Source organism: Rugamonas sp. (genome assembly GCF_025354735.1).
Lineage (GTDB): Bacteria > Pseudomonadota > Gammaproteobacteria > Burkholderiales > Burkholderiaceae_D > Rugamonas.
Genome location: NZ_JANXMI010000213.1, coordinates 1 through 20157, shown reverse-complemented (window position 1 = coordinate 20157; position 20157 = coordinate 1). Strand labels below are relative to the sequence as shown.

19 protein-coding genes are annotated in these 20157 nt (G+C 61.9%); 11 read left to right on the top strand and 8 right to left on the bottom strand.

The window, feature by feature from the left end:
* Window positions 1-67 precede the first annotated feature (67 nt).
* The 3 genes from Q0S71_RS16995 to Q0S71_RS16985 all read left to right on the top strand — a co-directional run bounded on the left by Q0S71_RS16995 (window position 68) and on the right by Q0S71_RS16985 (window position 2401).
* On the top strand, window positions 68-571 hold the full coding sequence (locus Q0S71_RS16995; protein ID WP_295998261.1) for a peroxiredoxin: 504 nt from the start codon (window positions 68-70) through the stop codon (window positions 569-571).
* 124 nt (window positions 572-695) lie between these two features.
* Entirely contained in the window at window positions 696-1880 is a 1185-nt protein-coding gene (locus tag Q0S71_RS16990; protein ID WP_295998258.1) for an ImmA/IrrE family metallo-endopeptidase, read from the top strand.
* Entirely contained in the window at window positions 1877-2401 is a 525-nt protein-coding gene (locus Q0S71_RS16985; RefSeq protein ID WP_295998255.1) for a DUF4411 family protein, read from the top strand. The genes Q0S71_RS16990 and Q0S71_RS16985 overlap by 4 nt, the downstream gene beginning before the upstream one ends.
* Window positions 2402-2414: 13 nt before the next feature.
* Here Q0S71_RS16985 and Q0S71_RS16980 read toward each other — a convergent pair whose 3' ends face one another.
* Window positions 2415-2903, bottom strand: a complete 489-nt coding sequence (locus Q0S71_RS16980) for a DUF2628 domain-containing protein (protein WP_295998252.1) — start codon at window positions 2901-2903, stop codon at window positions 2415-2417.
* Between the two features lie 313 nt (window positions 2904-3216).
* On the opposite strand from Q0S71_RS16980, the gene Q0S71_RS16975 reads away from it, so the two are divergent.
* Window positions 3217-4059 carry a DMT family transporter gene (locus Q0S71_RS16975; RefSeq protein ID WP_295998289.1) on the top strand — a complete coding sequence of 281 codons (843 nt, stop codon included), beginning with the start codon at window positions 3217-3219 and terminating at the stop codon, window positions 4057-4059.
* Between the two features lie 75 nt (window positions 4060-4134).
* Window positions 4135-5070: a UDP-3-O-acyl-N-acetylglucosamine deacetylase gene (lpxC, locus tag Q0S71_RS16970; RefSeq protein ID WP_295998249.1), complete on the top strand. Its 936-nt coding sequence runs from the start codon at window positions 4135-4137 to the stop codon at window positions 5068-5070.
* 109 nt (window positions 5071-5179) lie between these two features.
* On the opposite strand, the gene Q0S71_RS16965 is transcribed toward lpxC, so the two are convergent.
* Complete coding sequence (locus tag Q0S71_RS16965) at window positions 5180-5659, bottom strand: hypothetical protein (protein ID WP_295998246.1); 480 nt, start codon at window positions 5657-5659, stop codon at window positions 5180-5182.
* A 266-nt stretch (window positions 5660-5925) separates the two neighbouring features.
* Between Q0S71_RS16965 and secA the strand changes: the two genes are divergently transcribed.
* A complete protein-coding gene (secA, locus tag Q0S71_RS16960) occupies window positions 5926-8691 on the top strand; it encodes a preprotein translocase subunit SecA (protein ID WP_295998244.1) in 2766 nt (921 codons plus the stop codon).
* Between the two features lie 416 nt (window positions 8692-9107).
* Window positions 9108-9449: a YciI family protein gene (locus Q0S71_RS16955; protein WP_295998239.1), complete on the top strand. Its 342-nt coding sequence runs from the start codon at window positions 9108-9110 to the stop codon at window positions 9447-9449.
* A 36-nt stretch (window positions 9450-9485) separates the two neighbouring features.
* Here the strand turns inward: Q0S71_RS16955 and Q0S71_RS16950 are convergent, their stop codons facing one another.
* On the bottom strand, window positions 9486-11465 hold the full coding sequence (locus Q0S71_RS16950) for an ATP-binding protein (protein ID WP_295998236.1): 1980 nt from the start codon (window positions 11463-11465) through the stop codon (window positions 9486-9488).
* 247 nt (window positions 11466-11712) lie between these two features.
* On the opposite strand from Q0S71_RS16950, the gene argJ reads away from it, so the two are divergent.
* From argJ to Q0S71_RS16930, 4 genes are all read left to right on the top strand, one after another.
* Window positions 11713-12948, top strand: coding sequence for a bifunctional glutamate N-acetyltransferase/amino-acid acetyltransferase ArgJ (argJ, locus tag Q0S71_RS16945; RefSeq protein ID WP_295998234.1), 1236 nt, complete (start codon window positions 11713-11715; stop codon window positions 12946-12948).
* Window position 12949: 1 nt separating this feature from the next.
* Window positions 12950-13831, top strand: a complete 882-nt coding sequence (locus Q0S71_RS16940) for an ATP-binding protein (RefSeq protein WP_295998231.1) — start codon at window positions 12950-12952, stop codon at window positions 13829-13831.
* A 14-nt stretch (window positions 13832-13845) separates the two neighbouring features.
* Window positions 13846-14271 carry an NUDIX domain-containing protein gene (locus Q0S71_RS16935; protein WP_295998229.1) on the top strand — a complete coding sequence of 142 codons (426 nt, stop codon included), beginning with the start codon at window positions 13846-13848 and terminating at the stop codon, window positions 14269-14271.
* 683 nt (window positions 14272-14954) lie between these two features.
* Window positions 14955-16481, top strand: a complete 1527-nt coding sequence (locus Q0S71_RS16930) for a hypothetical protein (RefSeq protein ID WP_295998225.1) — start codon at window positions 14955-14957, stop codon at window positions 16479-16481.
* A 168-nt stretch (window positions 16482-16649) separates the two neighbouring features.
* On the opposite strand, the gene yacG is transcribed toward Q0S71_RS16930, so the two are convergent.
* The 5 genes from yacG to Q0S71_RS16905 all read right to left on the bottom strand — a co-directional run.
* Entirely contained in the window at window positions 16650-16820 is a 171-nt protein-coding gene (yacG, locus tag Q0S71_RS16925; protein WP_295998223.1) for a DNA gyrase inhibitor YacG, read from the bottom strand.
* A 15-nt stretch (window positions 16821-16835) separates the two neighbouring features.
* Complete coding sequence (gene zapD / locus Q0S71_RS16920; protein WP_295998219.1) at window positions 16836-17591, bottom strand: cell division protein ZapD; 756 nt, start codon at window positions 17589-17591, stop codon at window positions 16836-16838.
* Between the two features lie 63 nt (window positions 17592-17654).
* The gene (gene coaE / locus Q0S71_RS16915) at window positions 17655-18314 is read right to left on the bottom strand and encodes a dephospho-CoA kinase (RefSeq protein WP_295998216.1); all 660 of its coding nucleotides are present in this window, start codon (window positions 18312-18314) and stop codon (window positions 17655-17657) included.
* Between the two features lie 41 nt (window positions 18315-18355).
* Window positions 18356-19225: an A24 family peptidase gene (locus Q0S71_RS16910; protein ID WP_295998213.1), complete on the bottom strand. Its 870-nt coding sequence runs from the start codon at window positions 19223-19225 to the stop codon at window positions 18356-18358.
* A 270-nt stretch (window positions 19226-19495) separates the two neighbouring features.
* Window positions 19496-20157, bottom strand: a 662-nt coding sequence (locus Q0S71_RS16905) for a type II secretion system F family protein (RefSeq protein ID WP_295998210.1), incomplete at its 5' end; no start/stop codon positions are given.

Here is a 20157-nt window from a genome sequence, read left to right as displayed (position 1 = left end):
CTATGCCCGGGCATGCCGCGCCGAGCGCGGTTTTTTATTTTCCCCATCCATAAAAGAGGAGTCACTCATGACCATTAAAATCGGCGATACCCTGCCAGAAGGCACCCTGTCCGAATTCATCGAAACCGAAACCGAAGGCTGCGCGCTGGGCCCGAACACCTTCAACGTCCAGGATCTGGTCAAGGGCAAGAAGATCGCCATCTTCGGCCTGCCGGGCGCCTACACCCCGACCTGCTCGGCGCAGCACGTGCCGGGCTATGTCGCGCACGCGGCCGAACTGAAGGCCAAGGGCGTCGATGAAATCTGGTGCACCTCCGTCAACGACGCGTTCGTGATGGGCGCCTGGGGCCGCGACCAGAAAGCCACCGGCGTGGTGCGCATGATGGCCGACGGTAACGCCGCCTACGCCAAGGCGCTGGGCCTGGACGCCGACTTCAGCAAGTTCGGCATGGGCACGCGCTCGCAGCGCTACTCGATGGTGGTCGACAACGGCGTCGTCACCCAGCTGAACGTCGAGCAGGGCGGCAAGTTCGAAGTGTCGAACGCGGAAACGATGCTGGGCCAGCTGTAATTTACAGCGTTTGCCGAGCAGGGATAAACGGCGCCGCGGCGCCGTTTTGCATTGAGTGCTGCAGCTTGATGACATGGCTGGATGTGGTAGGCTTTCAATGGACGGCTAATCCGCCTTCATCTCCATGACATTGCATATGCCACAAATAAATCCTTCCGGGCTGCGCTGGGCAAGAGAGACCGCCGGGCTGTCGCTCGATACTGCTGCGCGCGCACTGCATTTGGGCGGCAAGCGTCAAAGTCCGGAAGACTGTTTGCGCCAGTACGAGGACGGGGTGGCGGCACCGAGCCGACCCTTGATTCTCAAGATGGCCAAGACTTATCACCGGCCTTTGCTGGCTTTCTATTTGCCGGAGCCGCCGCGCAAGGGCGAGCGTGGCGAGGATTTTCGTACGGTGCCGCTCGAGCGCCGGGCCGAAAGCGCCGGCCCGCTCGACGCCCTGGTGCGCGATGTGTATGTGCGTCAGCGGCTGGTGCGCACGACGCTGGAAGACGCGGAAGAAGCGGTGCGGCTGCCCTTTGTCGGCAGCGTCGGCATCGATCAGGATGTCGCGACGGTCGCCGGCTTGCTGGCGCGGCAGCTGCATTTTGATCTGCGGGTTTTCCGCGCCCAGCGCTCGGTGGAGGAAGCCTTTAGATATCTGCGCGCCCAGGTCGAGCGCAGCGGCGTATTTGTCCTGCTGATCGGGAATCTCGGCAGCCACCATTCGAATGTCGGTGTGGACGTGTTCAGGGGATTCGCGCTGGCCGATGACGTGGCGCCGTTCATCGTCATCAACGATCAAGATGCGAAGCCAGCATGGTCATTCACCATGCTGCATGAGCTGGCGCATATCTGGCTCGGGCGGACCGGCGTCAGCGCCGGTGCGCTCGATCAGCGCGTCGAAAAATTCTGCAACGACGTGGCCAGCCAATTGCTGATGCCCGATGCGGAACTCGGACAATGGCAGTTCGATGCGGTCGCGGTTGACGATATCGCACGTGAAATTCAAACCTACGCCGAGCAGCGCAAAATCAGCCGCAGCATGGTCGCGTATCGTTTGCTCCGCGCCGGCAGACTCTCGCACACGGCTTGGCACACATTGACCGAGCGGTTTTATGCGGAATGGATCGCCGGGAAAGCGGCCGATAAAAAGTCTGCTATGGGCGGTGGGCCGAGCTACTACGTCGTCCGGCGCCATCATCTTGGACAGGCGCTGCTTGATCTCGTCAAGCGGACACTCGCCGAAGGGATTTTGACGCCGACGAAAGCTGGGCGTGTTTTGGGCGTGCGCCCCGTTAACGTGGCGACGTTGATGGAAAATGCATGAGCAGCGCGGCGCCGGCGCTGTATCTGCTCGATGCCAATGTGCTGATCGACGCCCACAATAAATACTACGCCGTCGATATGGTTCCCGAGTTTTGGGATTGGTTGTTGTTCCAGCCTGAATCGGGTGTGGTTGCGATGCCCTTGGAAATCTATGAAGAAGTGCGTGGCGGCCCGGATGCCAAAGTCGATTTGCTGCATACCTGGATATCTCACGACGCCGTGGCAAATGCGCTGATCCAGAATGAAGATGTCGATATCTCATTGCTCGCTGCCGTGGTCGATGCCTATGCACCTGATTTGAACGATAACGAGATCGAGCAGCTTGGGCGTGATCCTTTCCTGATCGCTTATGGCTTGGTCGACAATGCTGTCCGCCGCGTCGTCTCGAACGAAGTCTCCAAGCCGGGCCGGCAGCGCGCCAATCGCAAAGTGCCCGATGTATGCCGCAGCGTCAGCGTTCCGTGCTGCGATACCTTCACCATGCTGAGGCAACTCGGCTTTCGCACCGGTTGGGCCAGATAAGGCGCTATTGCGCTTACCACCAGCCGTTATCGCGCAGGACGATCTGTTTGTAATAGTCGATATTGGCGCGCGCGGCGAAGCTCAGCGGCAAGACCAGATTGGCGATCAGGTCGAGCTTCGATGCGCCGATGGCCGACAGGTTGAACAGCATGTCGAGTATCGCTATCAAGACGATGGCGAACGCGAGCAGCGTCAAGCCCTTGCGCCACATGCCTTTGACCGCATAGTAAAACGGGCCGAATATAAAGGCCCAGACGTTGAGCAGCACGCGCAGGCGGTCGCCGAACGGCAGCTTGCCGATGCGCGGCAGCCCGGTGCCGCCGGCCTGCTCGATCAGCGCGAAATTGTGTATCCACGTCGGCGGCAGGTCGGCGCGGCGGATCGGGCGCGGCGCGTTCGGGTCCTGCGCCTTGACGTCGGGCGCGGTCACGTTGGCGCCGCAGCCGGCGCAGAACAAGGTGGCAGCGGCGGCTTCCGTGCCGCATTGCTGGCAAAAAGACATGGCGGTTCCTTCAAAATCAGCTGCGACCGGCGCTCCCCATTGGCGCCGCTGCTCTCTTCATACTATAACTTTCAGGCCGCCGACGAAGGTACGCGAATTGTCACCGGGCTTGGAAACTGTGTCTTATTTGCCGCAGTTCGCAATCCCTTCCGCAAAACCGGCTTGCTATAATCAAGCCGACCGCGCCGCAATGGATGGCCGGTGCTGGCTCCGGGCGTCGCCATGATGACGTTCCATGCGGCCGCACGGCCGATTCCAGGAGCTGCCCCTGTCCATCCTCGTCAAACCCCAAAACCTGCGCAGCATTTACGCCATGCTGATCGCCGTGGCCATGTTTTCGCTGATGGACACGTCGATGAAAATCCTTTCGGCCCGCTATCCGGCGATGCAGGTGACGGCGCTGCGGGCGCTGTCGTCGCTGCCGCTGGTGTGCGCCTATATCGCCTATCGCGGCGCGTTCGGCCGCATCTTCCAGGTGCGCTGGTCCATGCACCTGTTGCGCGGCGTGCTCGGTGTCGGCATGCTGACGATGTTCGCCTTCGGTCTGCAAAAGCTGTCGCTGGCCGAGACCTATGCGCTGTTCTTTATCGCGCCGGCGCTGATTACGGCGCTGTCGGTGTGGTGGTTGAAGGAGCGCGTCGACGGCGCCCAGTGGGGCGCGATCGCCGTCGGCCTGGGCGGCGTGATGGTGGTGCTGCGTCCCGACGGTGCGCACTTCTTTTCGCTGGGCGGACTGGCGGTGCTGGCATCGGCCGCGTGCTACGCCGTCTCCGCCATCGCCAGCCGTTTGCTGAGCCGCACCGACAGCAGCGAGCAAATCATGTTTTGGCTGCTGGTGATGATGGCCGTCGGCGGCGTCGCGCTGTCGGCGCGCGATTGGGTCGCGCTGCGCGCCGAGGATGTGCCGGTGATCGCGGGCCTGGCCGTCAGCGGCTTCCTGGGGCAGCTGGCGATCACGGTCGCCTTCAGCAGCGGCAAGGCGTCGACGGTGGCGCCGTTCGAGTATTCGGCGCTGGCCTGGGGCGTGGCCATCGACTGGCTGCTGTGGCGCACGCTGCCCGACCGCTACACGCTGCTGGGCGCGGCCATCATCATCGCCAGCGGCGTCTATCTGGTGCGGCGCGAGGCGGTGCACGTGGAGGCCGAGCATCCGTGACGATGTCGCTGTCGCTGTCGCAGCAACCGCCGCCGCCGCAGAGCGCCGGGCGGCCATCTTCGCTATAATCGCTGGATGTTAAAACAACGCACTGTCAAAGAACTGGTCCGCACCACGGGTGTCGGCCTGCATTCCGGTACCAAGGTCGAATTGACCCTGCGCCCGGCCGCTCCCGATACCGGCATCGTGTTCCGCCGCGTCGACTTGAGCCCCATCGTCGAATTCCCCGCCAGCGCCATGGCCGTCGGCGATACGCGCATGGCGTCGGTGCTGGTCAAGGATGGCGCCCGTGTGTCGACCGTCGAGCATTTGATGTCGGCCTGCGCCGGCCTCGGAATCGATAATCTGTACATCGACGTCAGCGCCGAAGAAATCCCCATCATGGATGGTTCGGCGTCGTCCTTCGTGTACCTGTTGCAGCAGGCCGGCGTGCAGGAGCAGCCGGTGGCGAAGAAATTCATCCGCGTGCTCAAACCGGTCGAGATCCGCGACGGCACCGGCGACAAGGAAAAGTGGGCGCGCCTGTCGCCGTACGACGGCTTCAAGCTGGACTTCTTCATCGAATTCAATCATCCGGCCGTCGACGGCACGACGCAGCGCGCCCACGTCGATTTCGGCGACGTCTCGTATGTGCACGACGTGGCGCGCGCGCGCACCTTCGGCTTCATGCAGGATGTGGAGATGCTGCGCGGGATAGGGCTGGCGCGCGGCGGTTCGCTGGAAAACGCCATCGTCATGGACGAATACCGCATCCTCAATTCGGATGGCTTGCGCTATGAAGATGAATTCGTGCGCCACAAAATCCTCGATGCCATCGGCGACCTGTATCTGATTGGCCATCCGCTGCTGGCCAGCTACGAGGCGCACAAGTCCGGCCACGCGCTCAACAACCAGCTGCTGCTGGAGTTGTTAAAGCGTCCGGACGCGTATGAAATCGTGTCCTTCGCCACCAACGAGGTGGCGCCGCCGTCCTACCTGCGCCAGATGGCGCGCGAGTGGGCGCTGACCTGATTGCGCGGTAGTGGCATGACGGCCTAGCCTCAGGTCAAGACCGGGGGCCTGACCTTAGTTCGAGATGGCGGCCGACCCTAGTCTCAAATCGCCGGCCGCGCGCGTGGTTTCATACAGTGCGGCGGCGCGCCACCATCGCCCTGAGCGCGGCGATCAGCGTGGCGTTTTGCGGCGACGCCTCCAGCGTGCCGCTCAGTTCATCGAAGGCCGTCACGGCCGCCTCCGTCAGCGACAGTGAGCGCATCTGCTCCTTGATCTCGGCCGGCTTCATCATCTGCACCTTCAGCTTGACGGCCGCCACTTGCCAGCCGCGCCGCGCCAGCGTCTCCTGCAGTTTCGGCACCTGCTGTTTGAGCTTGGCCGCCAGCGACGCGTTCGGCGTCGACAGCAGCAGCTGGCCGTCTTCAAACGCCAGGATTTCGCAGAACTGGAACATGGACGGCAGCGCCGCCGCGCAATCTTTTTGCAGGGCGGCCATGCGCTCGATGGCCGGCAGCAGGGCGGCCAGTTTGTCGTCGCGCCGCAGGAAGTCGGTGGCGCCGACGGCGCCGCGCCGTTTCAGGGAGATGTTGGAAGAGTTGAATCGCACCGCCGCAACATATCACAGCCCGGCCCGTACATCCAGTGGCGGCCGGACCGGCCGCGCGCCGCCTGCCCATTTTTCCGGCACTCGGTGAAATGATATTGGTTTTGTGGCATTGTTAGCGCGCGCGCTATTGTTATATAGGCCAATAACCCAATGTAGGCGGCGACGCATGATAAAATCATCGTCTTTTGCCATAGTCGAACTCCGTGCGGTCAGGCGTTTTTCCCCTACAGAGCTTTTTTTAACGGCGTTTTTTCAAGAATTCAAGCATGTCATTACTGACCCAGATTTTCGGCAGCCGCAACCAGCGGCTGCTCAAGCAATACCAAAAAACGGTACGCGAGATCAATGCGCTCGAACCGGCGATGGAAAAACTGTCGGATGCCGAGCTGCAAGCGAAAACCCCCGCCTTCAAGGAACGCATCGCCAATGGCGAGGCGCTCGACGCCTTGTTGCCGGAAGCGTTCGCCGTCTGCCGCGAGGCGAGCAAGCGCGTCTACCAGATGCGCCACTTCGACGTCCAGCTGATCGGCGGCATGGTACTGCACTATGGAAAAATCGCCGAAATGGGCACGGGCGAGGGCAAGACCCTGACCGCGACCCTGCCGGCCTATCTGAACGCGCTGTCGGGCAAGGGCGTCCACATCGTCACCGTCAACGACTACCTGGCCCAGCGCGACGCCGAGACCATGAGCAAGCTCTACGGCTGGCTCGGCCTGTCGACCGGCATCAACCTGTCGCAGATGGAGCACGCCGTCAAGCAGGCCGCCTATGCGTCCGACATCACCTACGGCACCAACAACGAATTCGGCTTCGACTACCTGCGCGACAATATGGTGTTCGAGGCGCGCGACCGGGTCCAGCGCGCGCTCAATTTCGGCATCGTCGATGAAGTTGATTCCATCCTGATCGACGAGGCGCGCACGCCGCTGATTATCTCCGGCCAGGCCGAGAACCACACCGACCTGTATTACAAGATCAACGAGCTGCCCGGCATGCTGACCCTGCAGATCGGCGAAGAAACGCCGGACGGCAAGGGCAAGATCGAGGTGCCGGGCGACTACACCAAGGACGAAAAAGCCCACCAGGTGCTGTTGACGGAAGCCGGCCACGAAAAGGCCGAGGGCATCCTGACCCGTATGGGCCTGCTGCCGGAAGGCGCGTCGCTGTACGACTCGGCCAACATCACGCTGGTGCACCACCTGTACGCGGCGCTGCGCGCGCACGCGCTGTACTTCAAGGACCAGCACTACGTGGTGCAGAACGGTGAAGTCATCATCGTCGACGAATTCACCGGCCGCCTGATGACGGGTCGCCGCTGGTCCGACGGCCTGCACCAGGCCGTCGAAGCGAAAGAGGGCTGCAAGATCCAGAACGAGAACCAGACCCTGGCCTCGATCACCTTCCAGAACTACTTCCGCATGTACGCCAAGCTGTCCGGCATGACCGGCACGGCCGATACCGAAGCCTACGAATTCCAGGAAATCTACGGCCTCGAAACCGTCGTCATCCCGCCCAACCGTCCGTCGCAGCGCAAAGACCGGCAAGACCAGGTCTACAAGTCGTCGATGGAAAAGTACAACGCGATGGTGCTGGAAATCCGCGAATGCTACGACAACGGCCAGCCGGTGCTGGTCGGTACGACCTCGATCGAAAACTCGGAACTGCTGTCCGGTATCCTGGACAAGGCCAAGCTGCCGCACAATGTGTTGAACGCCAAGCAGCACGCGCGCGAAGCGCAGATCATCGCGCAGGCGGGCAGCCCGAAGGCGATCACCATCGCCACCAACATGGCCGGCCGCGGCACCGACATCGTTTTGGGCGGCAACGTCGAAAACCAGATCAAGTTCATCGAAGCCAATCCCGACCTGAGCGACGCCGACAAGGCGGCCCAGGCCACCGCGCTGCGCGACGGCTGGCAAGCCTTGCACGAGCAGGTCGTCGCCGCCGGCGGCTTGCATATCGTCGGCACCGAACGCCACGAATCGCGCCGCGTCGACAACCAGTTGCGCGGCCGCGCCGCCCGCCAGGGCGATCCGGGATCGTCGCGCTTCTTCCTGTCGCTCGACGACGCGCTGCTGCGCATCTTCGCCGGCGACCGCGTGCGCGCCGTCATGGACCGCTTGAAAATGCCGGAAGGCGAACCGATAGAAGCGGGCATCGTCTCGCGCTCCATCGAGTCGGCGCAGCGCAAGGTCGAGGCCCGCAACTTCGACATCCGCAAGCAGCTGCTGGAATACGACGACGTCGCCAACGACCAGCGCAAGGTGATTTACCAGCAGCGTAACGAGCTGCTGGAGACGACCGACATTTCGGAGCTGATTCAGTCGCTGCGCCACGGCGCCTTCAGCGACATCGTGCGCGAATACGTGCCGGCCGAATCGGTCGAGGAACAGTGGAACGTGCCCGGCCTGGAAGCGACGCTGGCATCGGAGTGGCAGATGGACTTGCCGCTGCGCGCCATGATCGCCGCCGAAACCAATTTGAACGACGACGACCTGCTCGAACGCGTCATCGCCGCGGCCGACGCGCTGTACCAGTCCAAGATCGACATCGTCGGCAAGGAATCCTTCGGCGGCTTCGAGCGCAACGTCATGCTGCAAAGCGTCGACAGCCACTGGCGCGAACACTTGGCGGCGCTGGACCATCTGCGCCAGGGCATCCACCTGCGCGGCTATGCGCAGAAAAACCCGAAGCAGGAATACAAGCGCGAAGCGTTCGAGCTGTTCGGCCAGATGCTGGACATGATCAAGAACGAAGTGGTCAAGCAGGTGATGACGGTGCGCATCCAGTCGCGCGAGGAAATCGACGCGGCCGAAGCGGCGATGCAGCAGTCGCACGTCGAAAACGTGCACTACCAGCACGCCGACTTCAACCCGAACGTGGCGCCGGAAGAACTGCTGGCGCCGACCGCCGCGCCGGACGACGAAGGCCACGATCCGACCTTCGGCCTCGGCATCAAGGTGGGACGCAACGACCCATGCCCTTGCGGCAGCGGCAAGAAGTTCAAGGCTTGCCACGGCAAGCTGGCGTAAGCGGCCCGGCCGGCCGGTAAATAAAAAAGCGGAAGCGTATCAGCTCTTCCGCTTTTTTTACGCCTGCGCCACGCTATCGACCGTTTTTACATCGGCCTGGGCTATGCATATAAGGAAAATACTCGGGCAGGCTCTATGCGGCCAGGTTCTGCCAGCACCCATCTAAAGGAGCGGTCATGAATCATTCGTCCGTTTTCCATGTGGTCCGACGCGCGCTTGCGGCCGCGCCCAAAGCCATCGCCACCCCGCTGGTGGCCGCCACCTTGCGCTGGGCCTGCGGGCGCTGCTGAACCACGATGGCCGGCTCCAGCCTGAACTGATGGGCACTCAAAGTAGTATCATCAGCCGACAGGGGGGGAGGCAGGGCGGTCGCCTGGCCGGAAGACCAGACCGTTACAGCAACGTAGGGGGACGCCATGACGCAGTATTTGATCGCTATCCACCATCCGGACGACTACGACCCCGCCGTCCAGGAGGACGACGCAATGGGCCGCGATATCGATGTGCTCAACGATGAAATGGTGAGCGCCGGCGTGAGGGTTTTCGTTGGCGGCCTGCGCCCGGCGGGCAGCGCGATGTCGCTGCGCGCGCAGCCCGACGGCGAGGTGCGCGCCACCGCTGGACCGTACTTGCAGACGAAGGAGCACGTGGGCGGCTTCTGGGTGCTGGAAGCGGCCGATCTGGAGGCGGCGCTGGCATGGGGCCGCAAGGCGGCCGTGGCTTGCCGGGCGCCGGTCGAGGTGCGCCCGTTTTTCTGACCGCGAACGCGGCGCCGGCGGCTGACGATATGGTCGTCAGCTGCTTTCAGGCGACTGCCTGGGCACCAGGATGCGCACCGTCGTTCCCAGGCCGGACGTCGATTCGACCGTGATGCGCCCGCCCAGCACGCCGGTGACGATGTTGTAGACGATGTTCATGCCCAGTCCCGTGCCGCCCTGTCCCATCTTGGTGGTGAAGAAGGGGTCGAAGACGTGGCGCAGCACCTCGTCCGGCATGCCGACGCCGTCGTCGGCGAACACCAGCTCGACCAGGCCGTCGCCGAGGTCGGCGGCGCGTATCGTCACCGTGCCGGACGCGCGGCCCTCGAAGGCGTGCGTGAGCGCGTTGTTAATCAGGTTGTTGAGCACCTGGTACCAGCTGCCCGGATAGGAGTCGAGCGCGATGCCGTGCGGGATCTGCAAGTGCACCTCGCAATGGGCGCGGCGCAAGCGCGGCATGTAGGTGGCGGTGGTGTCGTGCACCGCCGTCAGCAGGTCGAACACGCGGCGCTGGTCGCTGGTCTGGTCGACGGCGATCTGCTTGAACGAGGAAATCAGCTGCGCCGCCTTTTGCAGCGAGCCCGATATCAGGCCGCTGGCGATGCGCACTTCTTCCAGGTGGGCGTTCAGTTCCGAGCGCCGCAGCGCGCCGCCGTCGACGGTCTGCTGGAAGTCGCTGACACGGTCGCTGAGCGAGGTCGCGGCCAGCAGGCTGTTGCCGATGGGTGTATTGAGTTCGTGCGCGATGCCGGCCACCAGCGATCCGAGCGACGCCATTTTTTCGGCCGCCAGCAATTCGCCCTGGGTGCGGCGCAGGGTGTCGAGCGCCGCGCTCAAGTCGCGGTTGGCCTGTTCCAGCGCGGCCGAGCGTTCCAGCACCCGGTTTTCCAGTTCGGCGTTCAAGTCCTTCAGCTCGCGCTTGGCGTTCAATTCCTCGCTCAGGTCGAGCAGCGCCCAGATGATGGCGGCGCGGCCGTCGAGCACCAGCGACGACGACCAGATGGCGACGCTGCCCACGCGCCCGTCCGGGAACATGACGCCGGCCACCGCGCCCCGCACGGCGCCGTCGGTGTGGTAGATGGACCAGATGCGGGCGCGCTCGGCCGGGCTGGCCCAGAATTCCACGTCGTCCGAGCGCTTGCCGACGATGTCGCGCGCGGCCGGGCCGAAGACGCGTGTGACGGCCTGGTTGGCGGTGATGACGCGGCCGTCCTGGTCGGACACCGTCAGCGGCAGCGGCGTCATGTCGAACAGCGTCTTGAAGCGCGCCTCCGATTCCGACAGCCGCAGCTGCGACTGTTCGAGCTGCGCGATGCGTTCGCGCAGCGTGCCGCTCATGGTGTTGAGCGAGCGCGAAAACACTTCGATTTCGTCCCCGCCCTGTTCCGGCAAGGGGGTGTCGGAATGGCCGCGGGCGATCTGCTGCGACTGGTCCGTCAGCGCCGCGAGGCGGCGCCCGATGCCGCGCGTGAAGGTATAAAACAGCAGCATGGCCAGGCCGAAGCCGGCCACCGAAATGACGCCGCTTTGCATCATCACTTCATCGTGCGCCTGCTTCAGTTCCAGCGTCGAGACGCCGAAGTTGAGCGAGCCGACCTGCTTGTCCTTGAGCAGCAGCGGCGCGCGCATGTGCAGGGTGCCGCCGTCGATCACGCTGCGGCAGTCCTTGCCGCCGCAGCCGCGGCGCAGCGCGGCGGGCAGCTGCGCGACGGTGGCGTTGATGGCGACGATGGGATGGTCGTCGGCGTCGAGAATGACGATGTAGCGCAGCAGGCTGTCGGCCGGATCGGCCAGCATCGCGCCCAGGTAGCGGCCCAGCTCCGGCAGCTTGCCGCTGGCGGCGTAGGGACTCAGCGACAGGTTCAGCGTGACCGCGTATTCGTGGGCCACGCGTTCGGCGTTTTGCTTGACGGCGTTGTCGACCAGCCGCAGGCTGTTCCAGATCAGCAGGCCGACCACCAGCGCCTGTATGACGGCGCTCAGCACCAGGAATTTTGCGCGCAGCGATAAACTCAAAACATCGTCTCCCTTTCCAACGGCGATGCCGCCACGTGGCGCCGCTGCCGACTTGTTAATATAACCGATTCGTCATCACCTCGCTATGGCCCGAATGTGGCCCCGATTGTGCCCAAAATATGGCCGCAACATGGCCAGAACGCGGCGGCGGCGATAAAAAAAGCGCCGCGCGCGGCGTGCGCGTTCCGCGCCGGCGATGGGCAGGCATTACAATAGCGGCTCCCCTTTCCACGCATGAGTACACACTATGGCCGTCAATTCCCCCAAGCCCGTCGCCGCCGATTTGAAGCCGGTCGCCGGTATCGAGATCGGCTATGCCGAAGCCGGCATCAAGAAGCCGAACCGCAAGGACGTGCTGGTGCTGAAACTGGCGCCGACGGCCAGCGTCGCCGGCGTCTTCACGCTGAACCGCTTCTGCGCCGCGCCGGTGCAGATCGCGAAGGCGAATCTGGCCGCCGCCGGCGCCGATGCCGCGATAGTGGCGCTGATGATTAACACCGGTAACGCCAACGCCGGCACCGGCGCCCTGGGACTGGCGCTGGCGCAGCAAAGCTGCGCGGCGCTGGCCGGCCTGCTCGGCTGCGACGCGGCGCAGATCCTGCCGTTTTCGACCGGCGTGATACTGGAGCCGCTGCCGCTCGAAAAAATCGTCGCCGGCCTGCCCGCCGCCGTCGCGAACCTGACGGCCGACAACTGGTACAACGCGGCCGAAGCCATCATGACCACCGACACCCAGCCCAAGGCCGGTTCGCGCAGCGTGACCATAGGCGGCCACGCGGTGACGATGACCGGCATCAGCAAGGGCGCCGGCATGATTAAGCCGAACATGGCGACCATGCTGGGCTTCCTCGCGTTCGACGCCAAGGTCGCGCAGCCGGTGCTCGACGTGCTGGTCCAGCAGGTCGCCGACCTGACGTTCAACTGCATCACCATCGACGGCGACACCTCGACCAACGACTCCTTCATGCTGATCGCCACCGGCGCTGGCACGCTGGAAGTGAACTCGGTCGACGCGCCCGAATACGCGGAACTGAAAGCGGCCGTGACCGAGCTGTCGCTGTTCCTGGCGCAGGCCATCGTGCGCGACGGCGAGGGCGCGACCAAATTCATCACCGTCACCGTCGAAGGCGGCAAGAGCGTCGACGAGTGCCGCAAGATCGCCTACTCGATCGGCCATTCGCCGCTGGTCAAGACGGCCTTCTTCGCCTCCGACCCGAATTTGGGCCGCATCCTGGCCGCCATCGGCTACGCCGGCGTCGACGACCTCGATGTCGACCAATTGAATCTCTACCTCGACGACGTGTGGGTGGCCAAGAACGGCGGCCGCAATCCCGACTACAAAGAGGAGGACGGCCAGCGCGTGATGAAGCACAGCGAGATCGCGGTGCGCGTGACGCTGGCGCGCGGCGACGCGGCGGCCACCATCTACACCTGCGACCTGTCGCACGACTACGTGACCATCAACGCCGACTACCGTTCCTGACATGGCGACGCCACTCGAACAGTTCCTGCTGCGCGCCGAAGCCCTGCTGCAAAGGGTGGAGGCGATACTGCCGCAAAGCCCGCGCGAGCCGGACTGGAAGCTGGGCTACGCTTTCCGCTGGCGCAAGCGCGGCGGCGGCGCCGGTTATCTGCAGGCGGTGGCGCAGGTGTCGGACATCGCGCTCGACGACCTGCACAACATCGGCCCGCAAAAGGCGCAGATCGAGCAGAACACGCGCCAGTTCGTCGCCGGCCGGCCGGCCAACAACGTGCTGTTGACGGGCGCGCGCGGCACCGGCAAGTCGTCGCTCATCAAGGCCTGCCTGAACCGCTTCGGGGCCGACGGCCTGCGCCTGATCGAAGTCGACAAGGCCGACCTGGCCGAGTTGTCCGACATCGTCGACCTGGTGGCGGGACGGCCGGAGCGCTTCGTCATCTTTTGCGACGACCTGTCGTTCGAGGAGGGCGAGAGCGGCTACAAGGCGCTCAAGGTGGCGCTCGACGGCAGCATCGCGGCGCAGTCGGACAATGTGCTGATCTACGCGACGTCGAACCGGCGCCACCTGATGCCGGAGCGGATGTCGGACAACGCCAGCTACCAGCACGGCGAGGACGGCGATTTGCATCCGGGTGAAACGGTGGAGGAGAAAATCTCGCTGTCGGAACGGTTTGGCTTGTGGCTGTCGTTTTATCCCTTCAAGCAGGACGATTATCTGGACATCGTGGCGCACTGGCTGGCGTCCTTCGGCTGCGACCCGGCGCAGGTCGCGCAGGCGCGCGGCGACGCCTTGCGCTGGGCCTTGCAGCGCGGTTCGCGCTCGGGCCGCGTGGCCTGGCAGTTCGCCAAGGATTACGCGGGCAAGCTGCCGGATGGCGCGGCGTGAGCGCGGCCGCTGGGGTGGCTGACGCGAAGCCGCAGCCGGTCGATGTCGCCGTCGGCATTTTGATTCAGCCGAACGGCGACGTGCTGCTGGGCCAGCGCCCGGCCGGCAAACCGTACGACGGCTATTGGGAATTCCCCGGCGGGAAAGTGGAACGCGGCGAGGCGGTCATCGATGCGCTCAAGCGCGAGTTTGTCGAGGAGTTGGGGCTGTCGATACACTCGGCGCAGGAGTGGTGCGGTGTCGAGTATGTGTACCCGCACGCGCATGTGCGGCTACATTTCTTCATCAGCCGCGACTGGAGCGGCGAGCCGCAAAGCCTGGAAGGGCAGGCGTTCGCGTGGCAGGGCGCGGTCGGCGTCGAACCGCTGCTGCCGGCCACGATACCGCTGCTGGAGTGGCTGGAGCAGATCCGCCACGATCCGAAGGCGCTGGCCGGCTGACCGTCCGAGCGGGCAGCACATGGTTCGCGTTGGCCATAACGTTCGATACTTTGCGATTAATCCGTACTTCGCTTGAGGTCGGCGGCGAAGTAGCCGAGCGCCATACGCCGTGCTCCGTTTTAGTCTTCGCCGTTACTCCGCATGCGTTCAAACTCTTGCCTAGGAACCCTCTCACCGCCGGCCACGTGTCTGTTTATGTCTGCCTATCTACACCCGCGACACAACAAACTAGCGCCAATGCCATGCTCGTGGGCGATAGCGGCCTTACTTGTAGCCGGCTGGCCTGCTAGCTTCGCTCTTGAACTATTCAGAAAACAGCTGTCTTTCACGGGCGATGTAATACCTTAGATGGTGACATTATACCTATCGAAAGTGTCCGTCCTGACGGGGGAGGCCAGATCTTAGGCGTCCTTGGGCAAGTTGATACGTACAGAATGGCTCGCCATTGAATGCTCTACAGGAATTGGGTGGATGGGAGAGTCCGTAAGTGTTACGTCGCTATGTGTATTTTTTGCTGGGCATCTAGCCGTGTACGTGTCAAAATTACTATCATTAATATTGACTAATCACAGCACCTCCTCGCTGGTTTTGCGTTTCCAATGTTGCATTGTGCATTCTTTTTTTGTTGCTTGTTTATGCATAATCGAGTATTTTTATGGATTCTATAATATATGAGTTCATCAATGAAAACCGTTTTGAGGGCGCTTGATCTCGGAAATTCAGTGGCTGAGTTTGACGATTCGTTGCAAAAATACTTTGTCGAGAATGAAGCATTTTTTCAGTTAGTCAATGACAAGGTTGATATCGTTGCCGGTGACAAGGGGACCGGGAAAACTGCTCTCTTTAAAATTCTTCAAAAACGACATAGTTCTCTAAGTCAATTGAAGGGTGTAGAAATATTAGCTGGTTTTAACCCTGCTGGTAGTCCGGTATTTCAGCGCCTCGTCCGAGAGCAACAGCTTACTGAGGCTCAATATGCAAGCGTTTGGAAGGCTTATATTTTAGCTTTGATCGGTAATTGGGCTTTAGAGATAGTTGGCGATGATCATTCTCCCGCTTTTTCGAAGCTGGCGTTGCTTTTATCGGAGACTGGGTTGCGTTCTAAGGATGATAAGCCGGAAACGATTTTTAGTAAGATAATTAATACAATTCAGAAAGCTATTGTTCCGAAAAGTGCAGAGGTTAAATTCACTTTTTCTGAGACAGGTATTCCTATTGTCATTCCAAAGATCTCTTTTGATAAAGATGCGGCGGAAAAGCCTGTCGTAGAAGTTTCTCATTCTAATGCTTTGAGATTGTTGAATGAGTGCTTAAGTGACCTAGGATACCGTGTTTGGGTCGTTTTAGATAGGCTCGATGAAGCTTTTCAAGGGTTTGCGAATATCGAAATTCCGGCCCTACGTGCGTTGATGAGAACTTATCTCGACTTACTTGAGTTTGATAATTTCCGACTAAAGCTTTTTATTCGCCGTGATTTGTTGCGGCGTATTATAGGCGATGGATTTGTTAACCTTACTCATATAAATGCTAGAAAGATTGAAATAGAGTGGGATGAACAGGATTTGTTAAATCTTCTTTGTCGTCGCGTGCGTGATAATAAAGAAGTAATGAGTATTATTGAGGCTGCTCCTAGTAAAAAACTTTCCGATGAGGAATTGTTTTATAGACTATTCCCAGCTAAAGTGGATCCTGCTACCCGAAAGCCTACATCTTGGAATTGGATAATGGCAAGGATTCGAGACGGTAACGATGTTAAGCCACCGCGAAATCTGATTGATCTTGCAAAAATGGCACGGGATGAGCAATTAAAAGCCGAAGGACGTAATGCTCGTGCTTTTAGTGAGATAGAGCCTGTTATATCTGCTGATGCTATTAGAAAAGCGTTGGAAAAACTGAGTAGTCAGCGCGTAGAGGATACCTTGCTGGCGGAGGCTGGTGCCGGTATTTCGGCTTTAATTCAGAAATTTAGGCGTGCCAAAGCTGAGCAGAATATTGATAGCTTGGCTATCGTACTAGGTTTAGCTGGAGAAGAGTTAGCTGCCGCTGTTCGACAACTTGTTGAAGTAGGTTTTCTTGAGGAGATTAAGACATCGTGGAAGGTTCCGATGTTGTATCGCGACGGCTTAGAGATTACTCAAGGGAAGGCTTTCCAATCTGCCAGTTCTGTGCCCGATGATGCAGAGACAGACGAGAGTTTAGATCTTTCGTAGGCTAGTTTTGATTGTAGTTGTTGCCTGATCTGTTGGAAAAATTTCGTGTGTTTTTTAGGATTTCGCTCGTGTAGAGGATGGGACTTATGCCCATCGATGTCATGTTCGATTAACTAAGAAGGCTTCAATAAAAACAAGGACTTAGACGCGAATCTAAGTCCTTGTTTTTTATTCCTCGTCGTTCGGGTCGACCGGCGGCGCGGCGGGGATCGCGTATTTCTCTTCGGCCCAGGCGCCCAGGTCGATTTGTTTGCAGCGCTCCGAGCAGAACGGGCGGTATTTGTTTTCCTCTTTCCATTCCACTTTCGCGGAACAGGTCGGGCAGATTACGACGGTCATGATTTTACTATTTCATTAAAAGTTACAGAGCGTGAGCTCAAACGGCACTTCGTCTTCCAGCGGCTTCGGCTTCAAGTCGCCGCCCTGGGTGGTGAAGCGCACCCACAGCATGTATTTATTGGCGGAGATTTCCGGAATCGCGCCCAGCGTTTCATCGAGCGTCAGGCGCAGCATCTGGTACACCTTGCCCTGCAACATCTGCTGGTAGCTGCCGGCGACGGCGATCATCTTGACCGGGCCGCCGGAATCGCGCAGCAGCCGCAGCACCAGTCCCAGCGCATCGAACAGCGGCGCCAGCGGCGCGAACCAGTTGGCGATGTCGTTGAAGCGCTGCTGGGCGCTGCGCTTTTGCCACGCATAATAGGATGGTAAATCAAATTCGCAGGCGCCGCCGGGGATGATGGTGCGGCCGCGGATGCTCATCAGCCATTCATTGTCGCGCACGTTCTGGCCGGTCTTGCCCTGGGCCGCCACCAGCGCGGCGCTGACGCCGTCGAGCTCGGCCAGGATGGCGTCCAGCGTTTCTGCCTGGACATTCGGATTCATGCGGTAGCCGAGCAGGCTTTGGCGCTGGCGCTCGAGTTCTTGCAGCAGGTCGGACTTGAGGTCGGCGCGGCCGGCCACTTCCAGCATGTCGAAGATGGTGGCGAGGGCGACATGGTGCTGCATCGGATGTTCTTGATGGACAAAGAACTTAAATTTTTCGTACAAGTCCTCCAGGCGCAACAGCGTGCGTATGCGCTCGTTGAAAGGATATTCGTAGACGATCAAAATAACATCCCTCTATATGTGACCTGCTGATAATCCCGTGATTTTGAGGCAAGCGAAGCAAAATTACAAATGTTGCGAGGCTATTGTCGCCGTTCTTTTCGAAAATGCCAGATATATATGGTGCAAGCGCTCGATTTGCGGTTCCAGGGCGGCCACATCGCCGTCGTTGAGCACGACATCGTCGGCCGCCGCCAGCCGCACGGCGCGCGGCACTTGCGCCGCCATGATGGCCCGCACCTGTTCTTCCGGCATATGGTTGCGCGCCATCACGCGGGCGATCTGGGTTTGTTCAGGACAATCGACCACCAGCACGCGGCTGACGCGGTCGTGCCAGTGGCCCGATTCCACCAGCAGCGGGATGGCGTGGATCACGTAGCAGCCGGTGGCGGCGGCGGCGGCCGCCTGCGAGGCGGCGCGGATCAGCGGATGCAAAATCGCTTCCAGGCGCGCCTTGGCGCCGCCATCGCTGAACACCAGGGCGCGCATGCGGGCGCGGTCGAGGGCGCCGTCGGCGGCGGCGAAGTCGGCGCCGAAGGCGGCCACGATGGCGGCCATGGCCGCGCCGTGCGGCGCCGTCAGGCTGTGGGCGATCTGGTCGGTGTCGACGATGGTGGCGCCGCGCGCGGCGAACAGGTCGGCCACGGTGCTCTTGCCGCTGCCGATGCCGCCGGTCAGGCCGACGGCGAACGGCGCGGCTTGAACCGAGATCGGCGAGTTTGGCAAAGTCGGCGGGATGGACATAAGCGCGGGCGCGGCGGCGCTGTTTAGCCGACCAGCCTGGAAGTCATGCTGGCGATCGGCGTGCCGAACAGCAAAGCGATCAGGCCGGCGGCCGCCAGGTAGGGTCCGAAGGGAATCGGATTGTTGCGGCCGCGCTTGGTGAACACGATCAGGCCGATGCCGACGATGGCGCCGACCACGGACGACAGCAGTATGATGGTCGGCAACATGGTCCAGCCCAGCCACGCGCCCAGCGCGGCCAGCAGCTTGAAGTCGCCGTAGCCCATGCCTTCCTTGCCGGTCAGCAGTTTGAAGATCCAGTAGATGGTCCACAGGATCAGGTAGCCGGCCGCCGCGCCGATGACGGCCTCGTTCAGCGGCACGAACATGCCGTTCAGGTTCAGCAGCAGGCCGCCCCACAGCAGCGGATAGGTGAGGTCGTCCGGCAGCAGCTGGGTGTCGGCGTCGATGAAGGTCAGGGCGATCAGCGTGTACAGGAACAACAGCGTGGCCAGGCCGGTCCAGCCGCTGCCGAACTTCCACACCATCACGGCCGACAGCGCCGCCGTCAGCAGTTCCACCGCCGGGTAGCGGGCCGAGATCGGCGCCTTGCACTGGCGGCACTTGCCGCGCAGCACCAGGTAGCTGAGGACGGGGATGTTTTCCATGGCCGTGATCTGGTGGCCGCAGTGCGGACAGGCCGAGCGCGGCGTCATCAGGTTGAAGCGCTCCGTGTGCGGCGGTTCCTTGCCGCTTTCGGCGGCGACGTAGTTGTCCGATTCGCGCTGCATCATCTTCGGGATGCGGTAGATGACGACGTTCAGGAAGCTGCCGAAAAGCAGGCCGAACAGGGCGGCCAGCAGCGTGGCGGCGAGGTCGGCGGGCGCGGCGAACAACAGGGGATTTTGCAGCATCGGTTCAGGTCCAGGCGAAAAGGTTGGCGTTAGTTTAATGGAGAACGGCGAAAATGCGAACCCCGGCCCGGGCCGGGGAGGGCGGAACATCGTGCGCCGCTTTGCGGGGCGGGCCGGGCCGGCGCCGCGCCCTTAGAGGGCGGCCAGCGCCGTGAACTTCGGGGTCAGACCCCGCTGTCGCAGGCGCCGACCGCGGCCACTGCCCGGCAGCGGGGTCTGACCCCGGTTTAGGGCCGCCGCCCGCCGCACGGTCTCCGCGCGCCGGCGGCCTCAGACCACCGAACCGAGCTTGAAGATCGGCAGGTACATGGCGATCACCAGGCCGCCGATCAGCACGCCCAGGATGACCATGATGGCCGGTTCCATCAGGCTGGCCAGCGACGCCACGGCCTCGTCCACTTCCTCCTCGTAGAAGTCGGCCACCTTGCCCAGCATGGCGTCGAGCGAGCCCGACTCCTCGCCGATGGCGACCATCTGCGTCACCATATTGGGGAAGACGTCGGCGTTTTGCATGGCCACCGTCAGGCTGGTGCCGGTGCTGACCTCGTTCTGGATGCGGCGGGTGGCGTCGTAATACACGGCGTTGCCGGCCGCGCCGCCGACCGAGTCCAGCGACTCCACCAGCGGCACGCCGGCGGCGAACATGGTGGCCAGGGTGCGGGTCCAGCGGGCGATGGTGGCCTTGCGGATCACGTCGCCGAACACGGGCGCCTTCAGCAGCAGCACGTCCATGGTGCGCTGCATCTTGGCCGAGCGCTGCCAGGCGCGCAGGAAGAAGTAGATGCCGCCGCCGATGCCGCCGAAGATCAAATACCAGTAAGAGACGAAAAATTCCGAGATCGCCATCACGACCAGGGTCGGCGCCGGCAGGTTGGCGCCGAAACTGGCGAACACTTCCTTGAACGCCGGCACCACCCAGATCATGATGACGG